Raw genomic sequence first — 16,791 nt, forward strand, 5'->3', positions numbered from 1 at the left:
CCCAATCCGCACCTGCCGCGCGCATGGGCGCGCCCATGCGCACCGCGAAGGCAACCCCGTCGCGCCGGTGCGCGATCAATCAAGGACTTACAAAAACCCGTGCGCACGCCCGAGGCGAATGTGACATCCCCATGCGCGTTTTGCGACGCACCGGTGCGAAAGATGACCCAATCGCCGCCGCGCACCTCCCGATATTTTTCGCCGTCCCCGATGACCGGCTAGGCCGATGCCGCTCGGTCGATGAGCCGCAGCACCGGCGGCAGCAGCAGCAGCGATGCGCCATTGGCGATCACCAGCGCGGTGAAGGTCGGCGCGTTGATCAGGTCCAGGTTGTAGAACGTCAGCGCGAGCGCCAGCGCCAATGGATGACCGATGACCATGCGGGCGGCGGAAGTCAGCGTGGCGTTCCATGTCAATCGGCCGCGGCGCATGAGCACGATCGGCCCGAGCGTTTTGGCATCGCAGAAGACGATGAGCGTGACCAGCACGAGCAGCCCGTTCATCGGGCCGATCAGATCGACCTGCGACCCGGCCAGCGCGCCCAGCAGCGGCAGAAACACGAAACACCAGAGCGGTTGATCATCGACGCCCTTGACCGGCCGGGGGCGCGGCAGGGTCGGCATCGCGCAGGCGAGGACGAAGGCGATGCCCCAGACGCGGTTCGGCGCCAGGTCGGGGGCGAAGCGCACGTAGAGTCCGCCGACGATCGCGGCGGCCAGGGCGCTGGTGAGCACGGCGCTGGCGAGCAGGACGTGCGTCGGCCGGGTCTGCGCCAACATGCGGGCGCCGGTGATATAGAGCGCGACGAGCACGGCGGGGAGGCCCAGACTCATGAACGTCAGCAGCCGGCGCTGCACAAGGGCCTTGTCACGGGCGAGGGCCAGGTCGGCAAGTCGCTGGGCGCTTAAGGTGCGGAGTCGGTCGATGTAGTCGTGACTGACGCCGGTGGATTGGGCGGCGGCGATGGCCTGTGCGGCGTCGCGGCGGGCCTGCTCCAGTTGATGCGACTCGTCGACGGCGCCGGCCAGAAGCTGGCGATGCAGTTGCGGCGCGGCCCGGCCGAGCACGGTCGGGCCGATGAGAATCCCGGCGATCAGCGCGCCGACGAGGCGTGTCGAACCGAGGCGCAGGGCGAGCATCGCCCCCAGCGACCCGGCGGCCAGAAGGACCGCCGCCGCGGTGAGCAGGGCTGGGACGGTGTCGACGGAAAGCATGGGCATACGTTACACGCCCCGCCGGTCCGTGTCGCGGCGGTCCCGGAAGCGCCCGCTCGACATGGGGCGACGCGACCGGTAACATCTGCCTTTTAACGCATGGGAGCGATTCACCGAATGTCGCGGGCAACACAGAGCATGATGCTGATCGCCGTGCTGGCGGCGATGACGCTCACGGGCTGCGGCCCGATCAAGATGCCGCGCATGCCCGTGCCGGTGCAGGACCCGACGACGGACATCGCTTCGGTCAATCTCGTCGACGCGTCGGAGAAGGCGGGCAAGTATGACATCACGATCACGCTCGTGAACCCCAACAACTTCGAGTTGCCGATGACCTTCGCCACGTACAGCTTGACCGTCGGCGAGCGGACCTACGAAGGCAGCGCGATTCCGAATACGACGCTGCCCGCCCTGTCGCAGATTCAGTTCACCGTCCCGGCGGTGCTCGAGGGCCCCGCCGCCGCCGGTCAGAATTTCACGGCCGAGGGAACCATCACGCTCAATCCGCCCGGCCAGATCCGCCAGCTCATCTACGAATTGGGCATCCCCATGCCCACCGCCCACTTCGACGGACAAGGCACCGTCCAATCCACCTTGACGCCGACCGCCAAACCCTGATTCGCCATCGCCCTTCCCCCGCCGCCCCGCTCCGCCTATCATGACCCTCCCCCCGCAAGCCCCGGATCGCCCCCTGCCTCCGCCCCCTGATCCCCGATCCCCAACCCCCGATCCCCGAACAATGCCCCGTCCCGCTATCGAACTTGTCTGCTTCGACCTCGGCGGCGTCCTCTTGCGCTGCGTGAGCGGATGGGCGCACGCCTGCCAAATCGCCGGCGTGCCGATGCTCGACGCCATCGCCGACCCCGCCAATCGCGACCCGTTCCTGCGGGCGTCGCACGCCATGGAAGTCGGCCGCATCACCCCCGATCAGTTCATCGACCGCATCACCGAATTGAGCCCCTACACGCGCGATCAGGTTCAGGCCGTCCTCAGCGCGTGGATCATCGGCGTCTACGACGGCGTCGATGCCCTCCTCGACCGACTCCTCGCCGCCAATGTCCGCATCGCCCTGCTTTCCAACACCAACGCGCTGCACTGGTCGTTCATCGAGCACGAGGACCGCTACAAAATCGTCGACCGCATCCCCCACCGTTTCGCCAGCCACCTCATCGGCGCCCGCAAACCCGACGGCCCGGCGTATCAGCATGTCGAAACCGCGCTGGGCGTCGATCCCGAATCGATCCTCTTCTTCGATGACCTGGAGGAGAACATCACCGGAGCCGTCTGGCAACACTGGCACACCCAGCGCATCGACCCCGCCGGGGACACCGCTTCGCAAATCGAAAAATACCTCAAGCGCTACGGCGTGATGGATTAGGAGTTTCTGGTTTCCAGTTTCTGGTTTCTTGTTGCGGGGGCTCCGGGGGTTCGGGTTTCGAGTTTGGGGATTCGCGTTTACAATCCACCTATGACCACCCTTCAAACACATCCCGCGGCCGAGATCGCTCCGCAGCGTGTCTGGCGCGTCGAGGTTCATCCGCTTCACGAAACCGATGATCCGCGTGCGGCCAGTCTCGCGCACGAAGTCGCCGACCTGCATCTCGCGCCGTCGCTGACGAAAGTCACCAGTGCGCGCGTCTATCTGATTCAGGGGCCGTTCGACGAGGCGACGATCCGCCGCATCGCCTCCGAACTGCTCACCGACCCGATCGATCAGCGCTACACGCTGGGCGCGACGCCGGCGACCGACGGCGCTTCGCTCATCGAAGTGCATTACCTGCCGGGCGTGATGGACCCCGTCGCCCTGTCGGCCCAGGACGCCATCGCCGAAATGACCGGCGGGGGAAAATGCCAAGTGCGCACGGGCTTCCGCTACGACCTGAGCGGCATCGACGGCGCGACGGCTCAGACGATCGCGAGCCGCCTGCTCGCCAATGCGGTGATTCAATCGGTGAGTTTCGAGCCGCAGTGTCCGGAGCATTTCATCGAGGGCCGGCCGTACGAGATGACGCTCACGCATGTGCCGATCCGCGACTTGGACGACGCGGCGCTCGTCAAAATGTCGCGCGAGGCGCATCTGTTTTTGTCGCTCACGGAGATGCAGGCGATTCGTCAGTATTACCGTGACGCCGGGCGGGAGCCGACGGATGTGGAGCTTGAAACGCTCGCGCAGACGTGGAGCGAGCATTGCGTTCACAAGACGCTCAAGTCGCGGATTCGATACGTGGAAAGCTCAGACATGGCGATGCCCGGGCGTTCAGCGTGGACGAATCGCCCGGGGCATACGATCGACGCGGACGGGGCGCTGATCATCGACAATCTCTTGAAAAGCACCATCGCCGCCGCGACGAACAAGCTCATCGCCGACGGGCTCAACTGGTGCATCAGCGTGTTCGTCGACAACGCGGGGATCATCCGCTTCGACGATGAACATGCGGTGACGTTCAAGGTCGAGACGCACAACCACCCCAGCGCGATCGAACCCTACGGCGGCGCGGCGACGGGCATCGGCGGGTGCATCCGCGACACGATGGGCACGGGACTGGCCGCCAAACCCATCGCCAACACCGACATCTTCGCCGTCGCCGATCCGAACACGCCCCCGGAAAGTTTGCCCAAGGGTGTGTTGCACCCAAGGCGCGTGCTCAAGCAGGTCGTCGCCGGCGTGCGGGACTACGGCAACCGGATGGGCATTCCGACGGTCAACGGCGCGGTCGCCTTCGATGACCGCTACCTCGGCAATCCGCTCGTGTTCGCGGGGTCGGTGGGGCTGATCCCCAATGACAAATGCTTCGGCTCCGCCAAGGCGGGCGACCGCATCATCGTGCTCGGCGGGCGCACCGGGCGCGACGGGATTCACGGCGCGACGTTCAGTTCCGCCGAACTGACCGACACGCACGCCGACGAATTCTCCCACGCTGTGCAGATCGGCAACGCCATCACGGAAAAGAAAACGCTCGACGTGATTCTCCAGGCGCGCGATCACGCCGGCGGCTGTTTGTACAACGCCATCACCGACTGCGGGGCCGGGGGATTCAGCTCGGCGGTGGGCGAGATGGGCGAAAAGCTCGGGGCGCATGTGCAGCTTGAAAAAGCCCCGCTCAAATATGACGGGCTTTCGTACACTGAAATCTGGATCAGCGAAGCGCAGGAACGCATGGTCATGGCGGTGTCGCCGGACAAGGTGGCGACGCTCGCCGCGCTGTGCGAAGCGGAGGACGTCGAGATCTGCGATCTGGGCGAATTCGGCACGGACAACGCCGAGCTGGTGCTGACCTATCGCGGAACCGAAGTCGGCCGCCTCGCCATGCACCTCCTGCACGAAGGCATCCCCCAGCCGGTGCGCGAAGCGGCATGGGAGTGCGGAGTTGGGCGTTCGGAGTGCGGAGTGAAAACCTCCGCGCCTTCTCACTCCACACTCCACACTCCACACTCCGCACTCCGCAAGACGCTTATTTCGCTTCTCGCCAATCCCAACATCGCCTCCAAGCACTGGGTCATTCGCCAGTACGATCACGAAGTGCAGGCGGGGTCGGTGGTCAAACCGCTGACCGGTCCGCAGATGGACGGTCCCAGCGACGCGGCGGTGCTGCGTCCCAAGCTCACTTCGCAGCGCGGCATCGCCCTGTCATGCGGTCTGCAATCGGCGCTGGGCGATGTGGACCCGTACTGGATGACGCTGGCGGCGATTGATGAAGCGGTGCGCAATGCGGTGTGCGTCGGCGCCCGGCCGGATCGCGTGGCGATTCTCGACAACTTCTGCTGGGCCGACTGCTCCAAGCCCGCCAACCTCGGCTCGCTCGTCCGGGCGGCCGAGGCGTGCTACGACGGAGCGCTCGCCTACCGCACGCCGTTCATCTCGGGCAAGGACTCGCTCAATAATCAGTTCACCACGGACGAAGGCAAGACCATCGCGATCCCGCCGACGCTGCTCATCAGCGCGATCGGCATCGTTGATGATGTGAACAACTGCGTGACAATGGACGCGAAAACGCCGGGGAACATGCTGATCCTCGTCGGCGTGACGACGCCGCAGATGGGCGCCTCCGCCGCTTGCGGCTTGGCAACTTCCGACATCCCGCGCGTCGATCTCACGACCGCGCCGAAAGTTCTCGCCGCCGTCGCCGACCTGATCGGGGCGGGTTTCGTCCGCAGCGCGCACGACTGTTCCGAAGGCGGTCTGCTTGTCGCCGCCACGGAGATGGCTTTCGCCGGCCGCCTCGGCTTGGACCTGAACCTCGCCGGCGTCCCCCGCCCCCGCAATGGCGACCTTTCCGACTTCGCCGCATGCTTTGCCGAGACGCCGACGCGCGTGCTTTTGGAAATCGAGCCCGACCGCTTCGACGCCCTCGCCCGCAAGCTCCGCGCCGCGAACATCCCCTTCGGGCACGTCGGCACGTTCAACGACGGTAACCGTCTCGTCGTGCGGGATGACCAGTCGAAGATCGCAGCGGAATGGACGAACGACGAAATGCTCGACACCTGGCTCAAACCGCTGGACTGGTAAACCCCCGGAACGCTCCCCCGGAACGCTCCCTCGCGGCGCGGCTAAACTATCATGGACATGAAACCCAACACCCTCATCATCCGCACCGCCGGGACCAACTGCGATCTCGAACTGGCGCACGCCTTCGAGCTCGCCGGGGCGGACGTGCAGCGCGTGCATCTCAATGATCTGATCGCCCGGCCCGAGCAGTTGGATGCTTTTGACATGCTGGCCCTCGCCGGCGGGTTCAGCTACGGCGACGACATCGCCGCCGGCCGCATCTTCGCCAATCGCCTTCGTCACGCGCTCTATCCCGCGCTGCGCAGTTTCATCGCGGCGGGCAAACCCGTGATCGGCATCTGCAACGGGTTCCAGCTCATGGTCAAGGCGGGGCTTCTGCCCGGCTTCGAGCTGCCCGAGGACGGCGCGCCGCCGCAGATCGTGACGCTGACGGACAATGCCAACATGCGCTTCATCGACCAATGGGTCGGCGTCCGCGTCGAACCCGAAACCGTCTGCATCTGGACGCAGGGGCTCGATCGCTTCGAGTTGCCCATCGCGCATGGCGAAGGGCGATTCCTCGCCGACGATGCGGTGCTCGATCGGCTCGAAGCGCAGAAGCAGGTCGCGCTGCGATACACCGACAATCCCAACGGGTCCAGGCGCGACATCGCCGGCGTGTGCGACCCGACCGGGCTCGTCTTCGGCCTCATGCCCCACCCCGAACGCTTCACGCATAAAACCAATCACCCCCATTGGACCCGCAAGACGATCACGTCCCCGGCGGGCCTGAAGATGTTCACCAATGCCGTGGCGCACGTGACCCAGACCGCTGCCGCCGCATCATGAGCATCGAACACGACACGGCGCGTCACTGCTTTTATCAGCGCTGCGGCGAATACGAAGCCGTCCTCATGTACGCCCGGCGCGACCGCGTCATCGACCTCTATCACATCTACGTGCCGGACCCCTGTCGCAACCGCGGCCTCGCCGGCTACCTCCTCGCCGCCGCCTTCGACTTCGCCCGGGCCGAAACTCTCAAAGTCATCCCCACCTGCCCCTTCATCCGCAACGATTTCCTCCCGCGTTTTCCGCAGTATCACGACATCGTCGACTTCGACGCACAGCCGTTTCCCTTTCGCGGAATCTGAACGCTGGCGTGCTATGCTTTGAGCATGCTTACTGATGCAATCAAGAACATCATTCGCGAAGTCGACGCCCTGCGCGAGCAGGTGGATGATCACTGGCAGATTCCGGCGGATGAGGGCATGTTGCTTTATCAGCTTGTCAAAGCGGCGCGGTGTGTGAGCGTGTGCGAGATCGGGACGAGTTACGGGTTTTCGACGCTGCATCTGGCGGCGGCGGCGCGGGGGAGCGGCGGGTACGTGCACACGATCGACGCCGAGCCGCGCAAGACGAAGGCGGCGACGGAGTATCTCAAACGCGCGGGGCTGCTCGATGCGGTGACGCTGCACACGGGCAAGGCGCAGGACGTGCTCAAGACGATGAAGCCGGCGAAGCCGTTCGATTTTGCGTTCATCGATGCGTGGAAGGATCAGAGTTTTGAGTATCTGGAAGCGCTGATGCCGCATCTCGGGGCGCGGGCGATTTTGACCACGGACAACATTTCGACGCATCCCGATGAGCTGTCGGGCTTCGTCAAACATCTGCGCTCGCTGCCGGGGGCGACCAGTTGTCCGGTCGATGTGGGCAACGGGTTTGAGCTGACGATTCTCGATCGTTAACCGCGCATTTTGATGACGATCTTGCCGTGCACCGTGCCCGTCTCCTGCTCGGCGTGCGCGGCGGGCAGATCGTCCAGCGCGATCACCTTGTGCAGACACGTTTTCAATTTCCCCGCGTCGATCAACTCGGCGGCGGTGGCGAGCATTTCGCCCTGCGACTCGACGTTCATGTTGTGCAATTGCTTGGCGCCCATGAACTCCATGTGCAGCGTGGCGTTCTTGCGGAAAAGCGCGGGGACGATGCGGCCGTTGTCATTGAGCACGATCGTCACCATGCGCCCCAGCGGCGCGACGCAGTCGAGGGACTGATCGAAGACCGGCCCCCCCACCGTGTCGAACACGACGGGGCAGAGTTTCCCGCCGGTTTCCTCCTTGACGCGCTCGATGATGTTTTCAGACTTGTAGTTGATGACGACGTCGGCGCCGAGTTTTTTGCACAGGGCGACGGAGTCATCGGTGCTCGCGGTGGTGAACACGCGGCAGCCGTGATGATGAGCGAGTTGAAGCGCGATATGCCCGACGCCCCCGGCCCCGGCGTGAATCAAGACCGTCTCGCCGCGATGCATCCCGACACGCTCGTGCAGGGCCTCCCATGCCGTGAGCGTCACCAGGGGAAAAGCCGCGGCGGTGACGTGATCGATGCTTTTGGGCTTGATCGCCAGCACGCGCGCATCGACGAGCACATACTCCGCGTGCGCGCCATGCTTGAAAAGCGAAGGCGAGGCGTACACTTCGTCGCCGACTTTGAAGTGCGCGACGTTGGGCCCGATCGCGGCGATGACGCCTGAGACGTCATACCCCGGTATCAACGGAAACGTTTTGGGCCCGTGCAGTCCCTTGCGGATTTTCGTGTCGACGGGGTTGAGGGCCGCGGCGTGGACTTCGACGAGGACTTCGCCGCTTGCGGGCGTCGGCTTGGGCATGTCGGCGAGTTTGAGAACGTCGGGGCCGCCGAATTGAGTGATGGTCATCGCGCGCATGGGGTCGCTCCCTGTTCGAAAGTCGAGGCATTGTACAATAGCCCGACCATGACTCATTCGCTCCCATCGTTCGCCTTGTCCGAGCGGGCTGCACGCACCGTCGAGCAGCCCATCGGTTATCTGATGGCGCAGGCGGTGAGCAATCCGAATCTCATCTCGCTGGCGGCGGGACTCGTCGATTACCCGACGCTGCCGACGCAGGCGGTGGAACAGGTTTTGCACGAACTTTTGTCCGACGAAGTCAAAGCCCGGCTCGCGCTTCAGTACGGCACGACCGAGGGCTTCGCCGCCTTGCGCGTCCGACTGCTCGAACACATGGCGCACCTCGACGGACTGACGCCCGCTGACTTTTCCGCGACGGCCGACGACGTGATCGTCACGACCGGCTCGCAGCAGATCCTCTTCGTGCTGACCGACATCCTCGTCAATCCCGGCGACATCGTCATCGCGGAGTGGCCCAGCTATTTCGTCTACACCGGGGCGCTGGCGACGATGGGTGCGCAGGTGCGCTGCGTGGATATGGATGAGGAAGGCATCATTCCCGAAGCGCTCGAAGCGTTATTTCAACAGATCGAATCGGAAGGTCAGCTTCCGCGCGTCAAGATCGTCTACACCTGCGACTATCATCAGAACCCGACGGGCATCACCTTGTCCGCCGACCGTCGTCCGCGCATTGCGGAGATTGTGCGGAAATACTCGAAGAAACATCGCATTCTGCTGCTCGAAGACGCGGCGTACCGGGAATTGACGTACGAAGGCGACGCTCCGCCGTCGATCAAGCGGCATGACCCGCGCAATGAATTCGTCGCGCTGACGCAGACGTTCAGTAAGCCCTTCGCCCCCGGACTCAAGACGGGATATGCGCTGCTGCCGCGCGATCTGGTGGAGCCGGTGCTTTTGCAGAAGGGGTCGCACGATTTCGGGTCGGTGAATCTGGTGCAGCATCTTCTGGCGGCGGCGATGCGCAGCGGGGCGTATGCGGCACAGGTATCGCGCCTGTGCGGGCATTACGCGCACAAGCGCGATGCGATGCTCAAGGCGCTGGAGGAACACCTGGGTGATTTCGAGCCCGGCGCTTCCGGGGCTTCCGGGGCTTCCGGGGGGACGCATTGGACGCATCCGCGCGGCGGGCTGTACGTCTGGCTGACGCTGCCGGAGCGGTTTGACACGGGCATGGCGGGGCCGCTGTTCAAGGCGGCGATGGCGGAAGGCGTGATTTACGTGCCGGGGGCGTTCTGCTATCCGGGCGATGCGACGCGCGCGACGCCGACGCATGCGATGCGTTTGAGCTTCGGCACGGCGACGATCGAGCAGATACACGAAGGCGTGCGGCGACTGGCCGCGGCGATCAGGCGGGCGACTTGATGTTGACCCACGTGTGCACGTGCGGCTTGCCGCGGAAGTACCAGACCATGTTGGGCCCTTCAAGCTGCCAGACGTCCATGACGCCGTCGTTGCCGATGTCCATGTTCGAGTAGAACGACATGGCCAGCGCATCGATGCCCCCGCCGGCTTCGATGAGCTTCATCGATTCGTCGGCGTCGACCTTGCGGAACGGCGCGAGCAGGTCGGCCATGACGTTCCGCACAAGCTGCTTCTGATCGGGCGAAAGCTCGCTGCACGGAATGCCGGCCAGTCCCTCGCGCTTGCCGGTGACGTTGACGGTCGCCAGCCCGTTCTCATCGCGGGCGTCGGTACGGAGCGCCATCGCGCGCTGTTTGCCGTCGAGCGATGCGAGGACTTCGTTGGCGCGCTTGGCCTGATACCAGTAGATGTTGTCCTCGTGCTGGGGGCTTTCGTTGAAGCTGCGGGCGGCGTGGCCATAAAAGATCGGCCCGCCGAAGGCCGCGCCTTCGACGCTGTCGCCGTCGCAGCGGCGCGTGACGTGACGGCCCGTGAGCACGAACTCGAACTTGCCCGTGCCCGGCTCGCCGAAGATCGCCACCGAACAACCCCCGAAGCCCGGCTTGCCGTTGTCATGTTCAACCTGCTGCATCACCGACGCCGCGTACTGCTCGCTGTGCAGCGCGTTGAAAATCTGCTTCACAAGATCCTGCTGATCGGGGTTGAACACGCTGGCGATGCGGCCGTCGACGATGTGCCAGTTGTTGTCGACTTCGAAGCGCAGCTTGTGATCGAAGGGGAAACAGATCGACTGGCGCTGCGCTTCATTGAGACTGCCGTAGAGTTGCTGCACGAGCGTTTCGCCCGTCGGCTTCGCCGCCGGCTCCGCGGCCCGCAGCATCGGCGGCACCGCCAGCGAGATCGCCGCCGCCTGCACGAACCGGCGACGCGTCATCGGCAGCGCGGAACAATCCGGACACGACGCAGGCGCGGGACGCTCAGACATGGCGGGCCTCCTTTTGGGATGCATCAGTATAGACCACGCGGGCGCATGTCACGATCGGCGCATCGCCATCGCCCTGCCGCCGGACCCGCCCATGAAAAAACCCCGGCGATCGGCCGGGGTTTTGGAAATCATTCGGATCAGCGATCCTTTCACGCGTCGGCGGGGCCTTCGACGCCGCCGGTGAATTCGCCGTCGTTGGCGGCGTGACCGGTGAGGACCTGCGCGTGGTAGCCGCCCTTGCTCTTGAAGTACACGATCAAAATGATGTAGCCACCGAGCATGATCATCGGGAACATCGCCATGTTCGCCAGAGCGCCCTGCGTGCTCTTGGCACGGACCGCCCCGATTTCATCCTTGACTTTGGCCTGCTCAGCTTCGGGCATCGCTGCGATCAGGGCATCAAGCTTCGCATCGTCGATGGTCTTGTACTTGATGATTTCGTAGATGCTCTTCTCATCGAGTACCGAAAGCTGACCACCCTGCAAGAGGCCGGGGACGGTCTGTGCGATCGGTGCGGCGGTGACGGCTTCAATGTTTTTGTCGGCCTGAAGCGTCCCGATGTAAGGGAAGCCGAGTACGCCGACGGCGAGCATGCCGATGCCGCCCAAGCCGTTGAGGGTCATCGCCCCGCCCTTGGGCGTCTGCTCGGACACGACGCCGAGCATCGTGGGCCAGAAGAAGGTCTTGCCGAAGGCATAGAGCGTCGCGGCGACGAAGATCATCACGCCCGCCGCGCCGGAGAGCATGAACAATCCACCGATCGCCAGAGCCGCCGACATCGCGAGCAGGCCCAACGGTGAAAGACTGTGCACGATCGGGCCGGCACAGAAGCGCAGGATCATCATGATGACCGAGGTGTAGACGAGGATCCAGCCGGGATGGAAGTGGCCTTTGGAGACGCCCTCCATAATGCCGGTGATCCATCCATCCGTGCCGATTTCCGTGGTGGCCAACGGCATCATGATCAAGATCATGAAAAACAGGAAGGGGCGTCCCAGACTGCGCGTGTACGCGCCAAATGCCACGACGATCGCGATGCCGATGCCGATGAACAGAATGCGGTTGGCATCGCCGAAGAAGTCAATGAGCTGAAGCGTCACAAGGAAGCCGACGACCGCCGCGCCCAGAATGCCGAATTCCGCGAGCATCTGACGATAGGAAACGCCCGCCGCCTCGCGCTCCTGCACGGGGAACTTGAGCGGCAGCAGCATGAAAAAGTAGATCAGCGCCGGGACTGCGAGGATGCCAACCTTGATCCACCAGGGGACATTGTCAATGAAGATCGTAAAGATGCCAGCGACAACCAGCCCGCCGGGCCAGCCCGCATGAAGCATGTTGAGCCACTTGGTCTTTTCCTTGTTGAACATGGTGGCGACGACGGGATTGATGAATGCTTCGACCGTTCCGTTCGCCAGGCCCAGAATCAGCGAGCCCCAATAGAGCATCTGGTAAGCGCTTTCCTTGTTGCCGCCCTGCGACATGAAGTAGGCGCTGACGCCCATGACCGCCCAGATCATGTGGCCCAAGAACGCGAAGAACATCGCGGTCTTGTAGCCGATGCGGTCGATGATGAGACTGAATCCGATGATCGACACCGCGAAAGGCCAGATGCCGATACCCGCGAGCCGCCCCGCTTCCGCCGGGTCAAGACCAAACTCTTTCGCCCATGTACCGATCAAAAACATGCGGGCGATAAATCCGAACGCTGTCGTGATCAGCGCGATGAAACAGCCCCAAAACAACACCTTATCTTTGGAATTACCCATAGACGCGAAGCTCCTTTAGCGTGTGTGGCCCATCCAACAAACGCGTAAAACTACAGTTGAATTGCAGAAGCTATGCCATTGCGCAAATGCTGTCAAGGCAATCGACAGCCGCGTCATGCAGGAGCACATCTTGTGAATGAGTGATCACGCCGCCGAATGCGACGCCTTTGACGACGTGTCCGCCGGGGTCGGCGCCTCGGCGTGCGGAAGAACAATCCTGAACGTCGTTCCGGTCGGGTCGGATTTGGTGATGGCGATCTGCCCGCCTGCCCGGCGGATCAGGTCGCGACAGATGGCAAGCCCCAGCCCGGTGCCCGGGGCCTGACCCGCCCCGACGCCTTCCCGCCGCGTCACAAACGGCTCGAACACCCGCGGGAGAATGTCGGTGGGAATGCCCGGCCCGGTGTCCGCCACTTCGATGAACACCGTTTCGCCTTCACGCCCTGCCGAGAGCGCGAGCGAACCCCCCTGCCGCCGCATGGCCTGCCGGGCGTTGAGAACGATGTTCAGCAGCACCTGCTGTAGATTGACGGGGCTGATGGCGACATGCAGATCGGCATCGACGTCGATGGTCAGACGGATGCCGTCGCGCTGCGGCGGGCGGGCCATGCAGTTGAAGACTTCATCGATGACCTGAACGATGTTCGACAAGGCCGCTTCATCCGACTCGCGGGCGAAGCCGAGCATCGAACTGCTGATCGATGCGGCCTTCTGGGCCCCGGCCAACGCCTTGGCCACGGCCTTGCGCAGCATCGGAATATCCTCCGGCACCTGCTCGGCCATCTGACAATAGCTGATCATCGGCGTGAGAATGTTGTTGAACTCGTGAGCGATGATCGACGCCATCGTCCCCAGCGTCGCCAGCCGATGCGAACGCGTCAGACCTTCCTGAAGCTGGCGCAACTGCACCTCGACCCGCTCCAGCTCGCCCAACAAGAGCTCCGCCTGCTCCAACTTGTCCGTCGGCAACGCCATATCCGCCCGTTCCCTTCCCTGGTTCTCGGGGCCTACCCCCTGTATCGGCATACGACCAACCGCCCCTTAAACCCTAACCCCTGCGACCTTACTATCACCCCTACCAATTTGACGAGGTCTTATAACCTTATTGACAAACCGATAAATCAATATAAAATACTTATATAAATTGACTTATGAATTCTGATCAACCGCATTGATAAGGAGGGAAGTTGACAGAATGAACAGGATCGACGGGATCGTGACACGCAGGCCCATCCTGATCCTGTCTCATCCTGTGATCCTGTCAGTCCTCCTCCTCTGCCCTGCTGTAGAAAATGTTTCACGTGGAACACCGGCATGCCCGCAACATGCCTCGATTGTTCCACGTGAAACATCTCTTGCGTTGTCGCTCGGATCGTCATACACTGCGGTCATCGGCGGGCCACCCGCCGTCCTTTCCGCACGGATGCGCCACGCGCAAGGAGGTCGCCATGTCCAAATCCGCCAAGCGTCTGGGTCGTGGTTTGAGCAGTCTGATGGGCTCGATGGTTTCCGTTGAGCCGCCCTCGGAAGTTGAAAACCCATCGCCGGTCACACCCGCTGCGGACATGGCCGACGCCATGCCCGCCGAGTCGCCTGCGATAGATGGGTCTGGCGGTGGGCTCAAATGGTTGCCCGTGACGTCGATCGTGGCCAATCCATACCAACCGCGACGGCATTTTGATGAGACGGCATTGGAACAGCTCGCCGCGTCGATCCGGCAGGATGGCGTCATGCAGCCGATCGTGGTCCGTCCCAGGAAAAACGAGCAGGGCACTTCCGCAGAGTATGAGATCGTCGCGGGCGAGCGCCGCTGGCGGGCCGCCCAGCGGGCGGAGCTGGCGACCCTCCCGGCCGTGGTGCGCGAACTGGATGATCGGCAGATGGCCGAGTGGGCCCTGATCGAGAACCTCCAGCGCGAGGATCTGAACCCCATCGAACGCGCCCAAGCCTTCGCCCGCCTCATCGAACAATTCTCCCTCCGCCACGAAGACGTCGCCGACCGCGTGGGCGTCAGTCGTGTGAATATTTCTAACACATTGCGATTACTAGACTTACATTCTGATGTGCAGGAGCTTGTGCGTCTAGCTTCGTTATCGGCCGGTCATGCGCGGGCGCTTCTGAGCTTGCCGGATGGGTTGGCCCAGGTGGATCTGGCCAAGCGGGCGATTGATGGGCAGTGGTCGGTGCGGACGCTGGAGATGGCGGTGCGCCAGAGGGTCGCACCCGATGCCGGGCGGGTCAAGAGCAAAACGGATACGCGTTCCCCGCATGTCCGCGATGTCGAGCAGCAGGTCGGCGAGCAGTTGGGGTCGAAGGTCAAAATCACCCCCGGCCGCAAGAAAGGCACGGGCACGCTGATAATCGAGTACTACGACCTCGATCATTTCGATCAGTTGCTCACGCGCATGGGTGTGAATCTGAGCTGATGCTCGCACACCTAGAACGTCATGCTGTGCATCGTAGCTCCAGTTCGGTGATCAACGATTCACACAGAGATTGTGATAATTGCAAAGTTACTCATCAAGGTCTTCAAACCTAAACTTACTTGCTTGTAGGTACTCTTCCTCTTGTTCGACTGCAATCCATCGTCGCCCGAGCCGTTCCGCGACCATTCCTAACGTATTTGAGCCCGCAAAAGGATCGAGCAGAATATCATCCGCATCCGTCAAGAGACGAATGAAAAACTCCGGCAGAGCCGCCGGGAATCTTGCGGGATGAATTTTAATGCCTGCTTCTTTACATTTAATTGTGTACCGATCATTTGCGGCGTTGTTGCCGAATCGAAGTAAATCAGCCGGAGTATCTTCCTCAATCACGTTCGGAGGAATCGAACCGCCGTTCTTCGTTTCTGCAAAACTGCCTTTGATAAGGTGTCCGCCCGGGCGTGTTGTCTTACGCTGTCCACGTTGACTCAAACGCATCATGTCCTTTGAGTATGCGCGAAGCACCTTTGAGTTGTCGGCTTTTGGATGCGGCGTCTTGCTAAGCCACCACACATACTCAACTGAGTCCTTGACCCGCACGCGCCGCACTGTCACCCATTCCGCGGGCATCGGCATTTTTGCCGGATTATACCAGAAACACTCCTGCGCGAGATGGAATCCGATTTCCTCCACAAGCGCAACCAGCAACTTGAAATGATAAATAGATCGAGTGGGAACTCCTTTATTGTAGCTACCGCCAATATTCAGCACGAAACTGCCGTCCGGCTTCAGAATTCGCCGAATCTCCCGAGCGAATGGGAGTATCCAATCAATGTATTCGTGTTTGTCCTTGTTTCCATATTCTTTTTTAAAATGGAGCGCGTAGGGGGGGGACGTTAATACCAGCGATACTGATTCATCCGGTATCTGACGCATCAGTTCCAATGAATCACCATGCAGCGCAATGCCTGAACTCGTGCTGTAATACGGCTCGACTCGGATCAACGACCGAACCTCGTCTACGTTGCAGTCATGGAATTGGAATTTGGTTTGGCTTGCCATATGATCCGTACGTCAATGGTATACCTTTAAGTATACCAAACATTGTCCTGAGGAAACACCTTGCAGGATGAGCCCCTCAAACAGATTCGCCGCATTCTTGATGCGTGTACTCCCGACCAACGCCACTCCATCATTCGAATGTTGAGGACGGAATATCGGGCTCATCGAATCGAGCAGGCATGGAACACATCAGCCGAGATTGTTCTCGAAGCGCTCGCCCGATCAAGTGAGTTGACCCAACGAATGTTCAAGGGCATTCTCGCCGAGGCGGCGTTTAAGGTTGAGATTGTCGATAACATGATTGAGTGGCAGGATGTCACGCCATTGGGAACGCATCCGTTCGATTTTGCGATTCGACACGGACAAGAATATGTCACCATACAGGTCAAGCTTCAACGCAAGCAAGCAGGGAAGCCGTTGAACTATCGCCAATCCGGGAGGGGAGGCAAGACGACGACACTTTATGTCGTTGAAACACAGAAGACGCGCGGAGGGACCGATTCAAAGTCCGGTGAGGACACACGGCCTTACCGATTCGGCGAATTTGACATTCTTGCTGTGTCCATGGAACCGTCAACCGCTGACTGGTCGCAGTTTCGTTTTACCGTCGCGAATTGGCTGATCCCTCGTCCGGACAATCCTGAGTTGATTGCTACGCTCCAGCCTGTTTCATTGACAGCAAACGATGATTGGACCGACTCACTTGCCGACGCGATAAAATGGTTGCAATCAGAAGAACGCAAAATCGTGCGAGTGGAATAACAC

14 protein-coding genes and 1 pseudogene are annotated in these 16,791 nt (G+C 62.0%); 9 read left to right on the top strand and 6 right to left on the bottom strand.

All coding sequences use genetic code 11. The features are described from left to right. Positions 1 to 579: 579 nt before the first annotated feature. Positions 580 to 774, bottom strand: a pseudogene (locus GC162_16490) (hypothetical protein). Between the two features lie 578 nt (positions 775 to 1,352). Between GC162_16490 and GC162_16495 the strand changes: the two are divergent. From GC162_16495 to GC162_16520, 6 genes are all read left to right on the top strand, one after another. Then, on the top strand, positions 1,353 to 1,832 hold the full coding sequence (locus GC162_16495; protein ID MBI1370235.1) for a hypothetical protein: 480 nt from the start codon (positions 1,353 to 1,355) through the stop codon (positions 1,830 to 1,832). Between the two features lie 40 nt (positions 1,833 to 1,872). Then, a complete protein-coding gene (locus tag GC162_16500) occupies positions 1,873 to 2,592 on the top strand; it encodes an HAD-IA family hydrolase (GenBank protein MBI1370236.1) in 720 nt (239 codons plus the stop codon). Between the two features lie 90 nt (positions 2,593 to 2,682). Further along, the gene (gene purL / locus GC162_16505) at positions 2,683 to 5,721 is read left to right on the top strand and encodes a phosphoribosylformylglycinamidine synthase subunit PurL (GenBank protein MBI1370237.1); all 3,039 of its coding nucleotides are present in this window, start codon (positions 2,683 to 2,685) and stop codon (positions 5,719 to 5,721) included. A 57-nt stretch (positions 5,722 to 5,778) separates the two neighbouring features. Further along, positions 5,779 to 6,549 carry a phosphoribosylformylglycinamidine synthase I gene (purQ, locus tag GC162_16510; protein ID MBI1370238.1) on the top strand — a complete coding sequence of 257 codons (771 nt, stop codon included), beginning with the start codon at positions 5,779 to 5,781 and terminating at the stop codon, positions 6,547 to 6,549. Continuing rightward, positions 6,546 to 6,851 carry an N-acetyltransferase gene (locus tag GC162_16515; protein MBI1370239.1) on the top strand — a complete coding sequence of 102 codons (306 nt, stop codon included), beginning with the start codon at positions 6,546 to 6,548 and terminating at the stop codon, positions 6,849 to 6,851. Before purQ ends, GC162_16515 begins: the two co-directional genes overlap by 4 nt. 24 nt (positions 6,852 to 6,875) lie before the next feature. Then, complete coding sequence (locus GC162_16520; GenBank protein MBI1370240.1) at positions 6,876 to 7,445, top strand: methyltransferase; 570 nt, start codon at positions 6,876 to 6,878, stop codon at positions 7,443 to 7,445. Here GC162_16520 and GC162_16525 read toward each other — a convergent pair. Then, a complete protein-coding gene (locus GC162_16525) occupies positions 7,442 to 8,482 on the bottom strand; it encodes a zinc-binding dehydrogenase (GenBank protein MBI1370241.1) in 1,041 nt (346 codons plus the stop codon). The genes GC162_16520 and GC162_16525 overlap by 4 nt on opposite strands. Between GC162_16525 and GC162_16530 the strand changes: the two genes are divergently transcribed. Continuing rightward, complete coding sequence (locus GC162_16530) at positions 8,474 to 9,790, top strand: aminotransferase class I/II-fold pyridoxal phosphate-dependent enzyme (protein MBI1370242.1); 1,317 nt, start codon at positions 8,474 to 8,476, stop codon at positions 9,788 to 9,790. The genes GC162_16525 and GC162_16530 overlap by 9 nt on opposite strands. On the opposite strand, the gene GC162_16535 is transcribed toward GC162_16530, so the two are convergent. The 3 genes from GC162_16535 to GC162_16545 all read right to left on the bottom strand — a co-directional run bounded on the left by GC162_16535 (position 9,774) and on the right by GC162_16545 (position 13,567). Beyond that, complete coding sequence (locus GC162_16535) at positions 9,774 to 10,724, bottom strand: DUF3500 domain-containing protein (GenBank protein MBI1370243.1); 951 nt, start codon at positions 10,722 to 10,724, stop codon at positions 9,774 to 9,776. The two genes, GC162_16530 and GC162_16535, sit on opposite strands and share 17 nt — an antisense overlap. Before the next feature lie 200 nt (positions 10,725 to 10,924). After that, positions 10,925 to 12,541, bottom strand: coding sequence for an MFS transporter (locus GC162_16540; GenBank protein ID MBI1370244.1), 1,617 nt, complete (start codon positions 12,539 to 12,541; stop codon positions 10,925 to 10,927). A gap of 144 nt (positions 12,542 to 12,685) precedes the next feature. Continuing rightward, a complete protein-coding gene (locus GC162_16545; GenBank protein MBI1370245.1) occupies positions 12,686 to 13,567 on the bottom strand; it encodes a hypothetical protein in 882 nt (293 codons plus the stop codon). A gap of 539 nt (positions 13,568 to 14,106) precedes the next feature. Here GC162_16545 and GC162_16550 point away from each other — a divergent pair. Further along, entirely contained in the window at positions 14,107 to 14,967 is an 861-nt protein-coding gene (locus GC162_16550; protein ID MBI1370246.1) for a ParB/RepB/Spo0J family partition protein, read from the top strand. A gap of 87 nt (positions 14,968 to 15,054) precedes the next feature. Here GC162_16550 and GC162_16555 read toward each other — a convergent pair whose 3' ends face one another. Continuing rightward, a complete protein-coding gene (locus GC162_16555; GenBank protein ID MBI1370247.1) occupies positions 15,055 to 16,026 on the bottom strand; it encodes a site-specific DNA-methyltransferase in 972 nt (323 codons plus the stop codon). A 60-nt stretch (positions 16,027 to 16,086) separates the two neighbouring features. On the opposite strand from GC162_16555, the gene GC162_16560 reads away from it, so the two are divergent. Beyond that, positions 16,087 to 16,788: a hypothetical protein gene (locus tag GC162_16560; GenBank protein MBI1370248.1), complete on the top strand. Its 702-nt coding sequence runs from the start codon at positions 16,087 to 16,089 to the stop codon at positions 16,786 to 16,788. The last annotated feature ends 3 nt before the right edge of the window (positions 16,789 to 16,791 follow it).

The sequence above is a fragment of the Planctomycetota bacterium genome (genome assembly GCA_016125255.1).
Classification (GTDB): Bacteria; Planctomycetota; Phycisphaerae; order Phycisphaerales; family Zrk34; genus RI-421.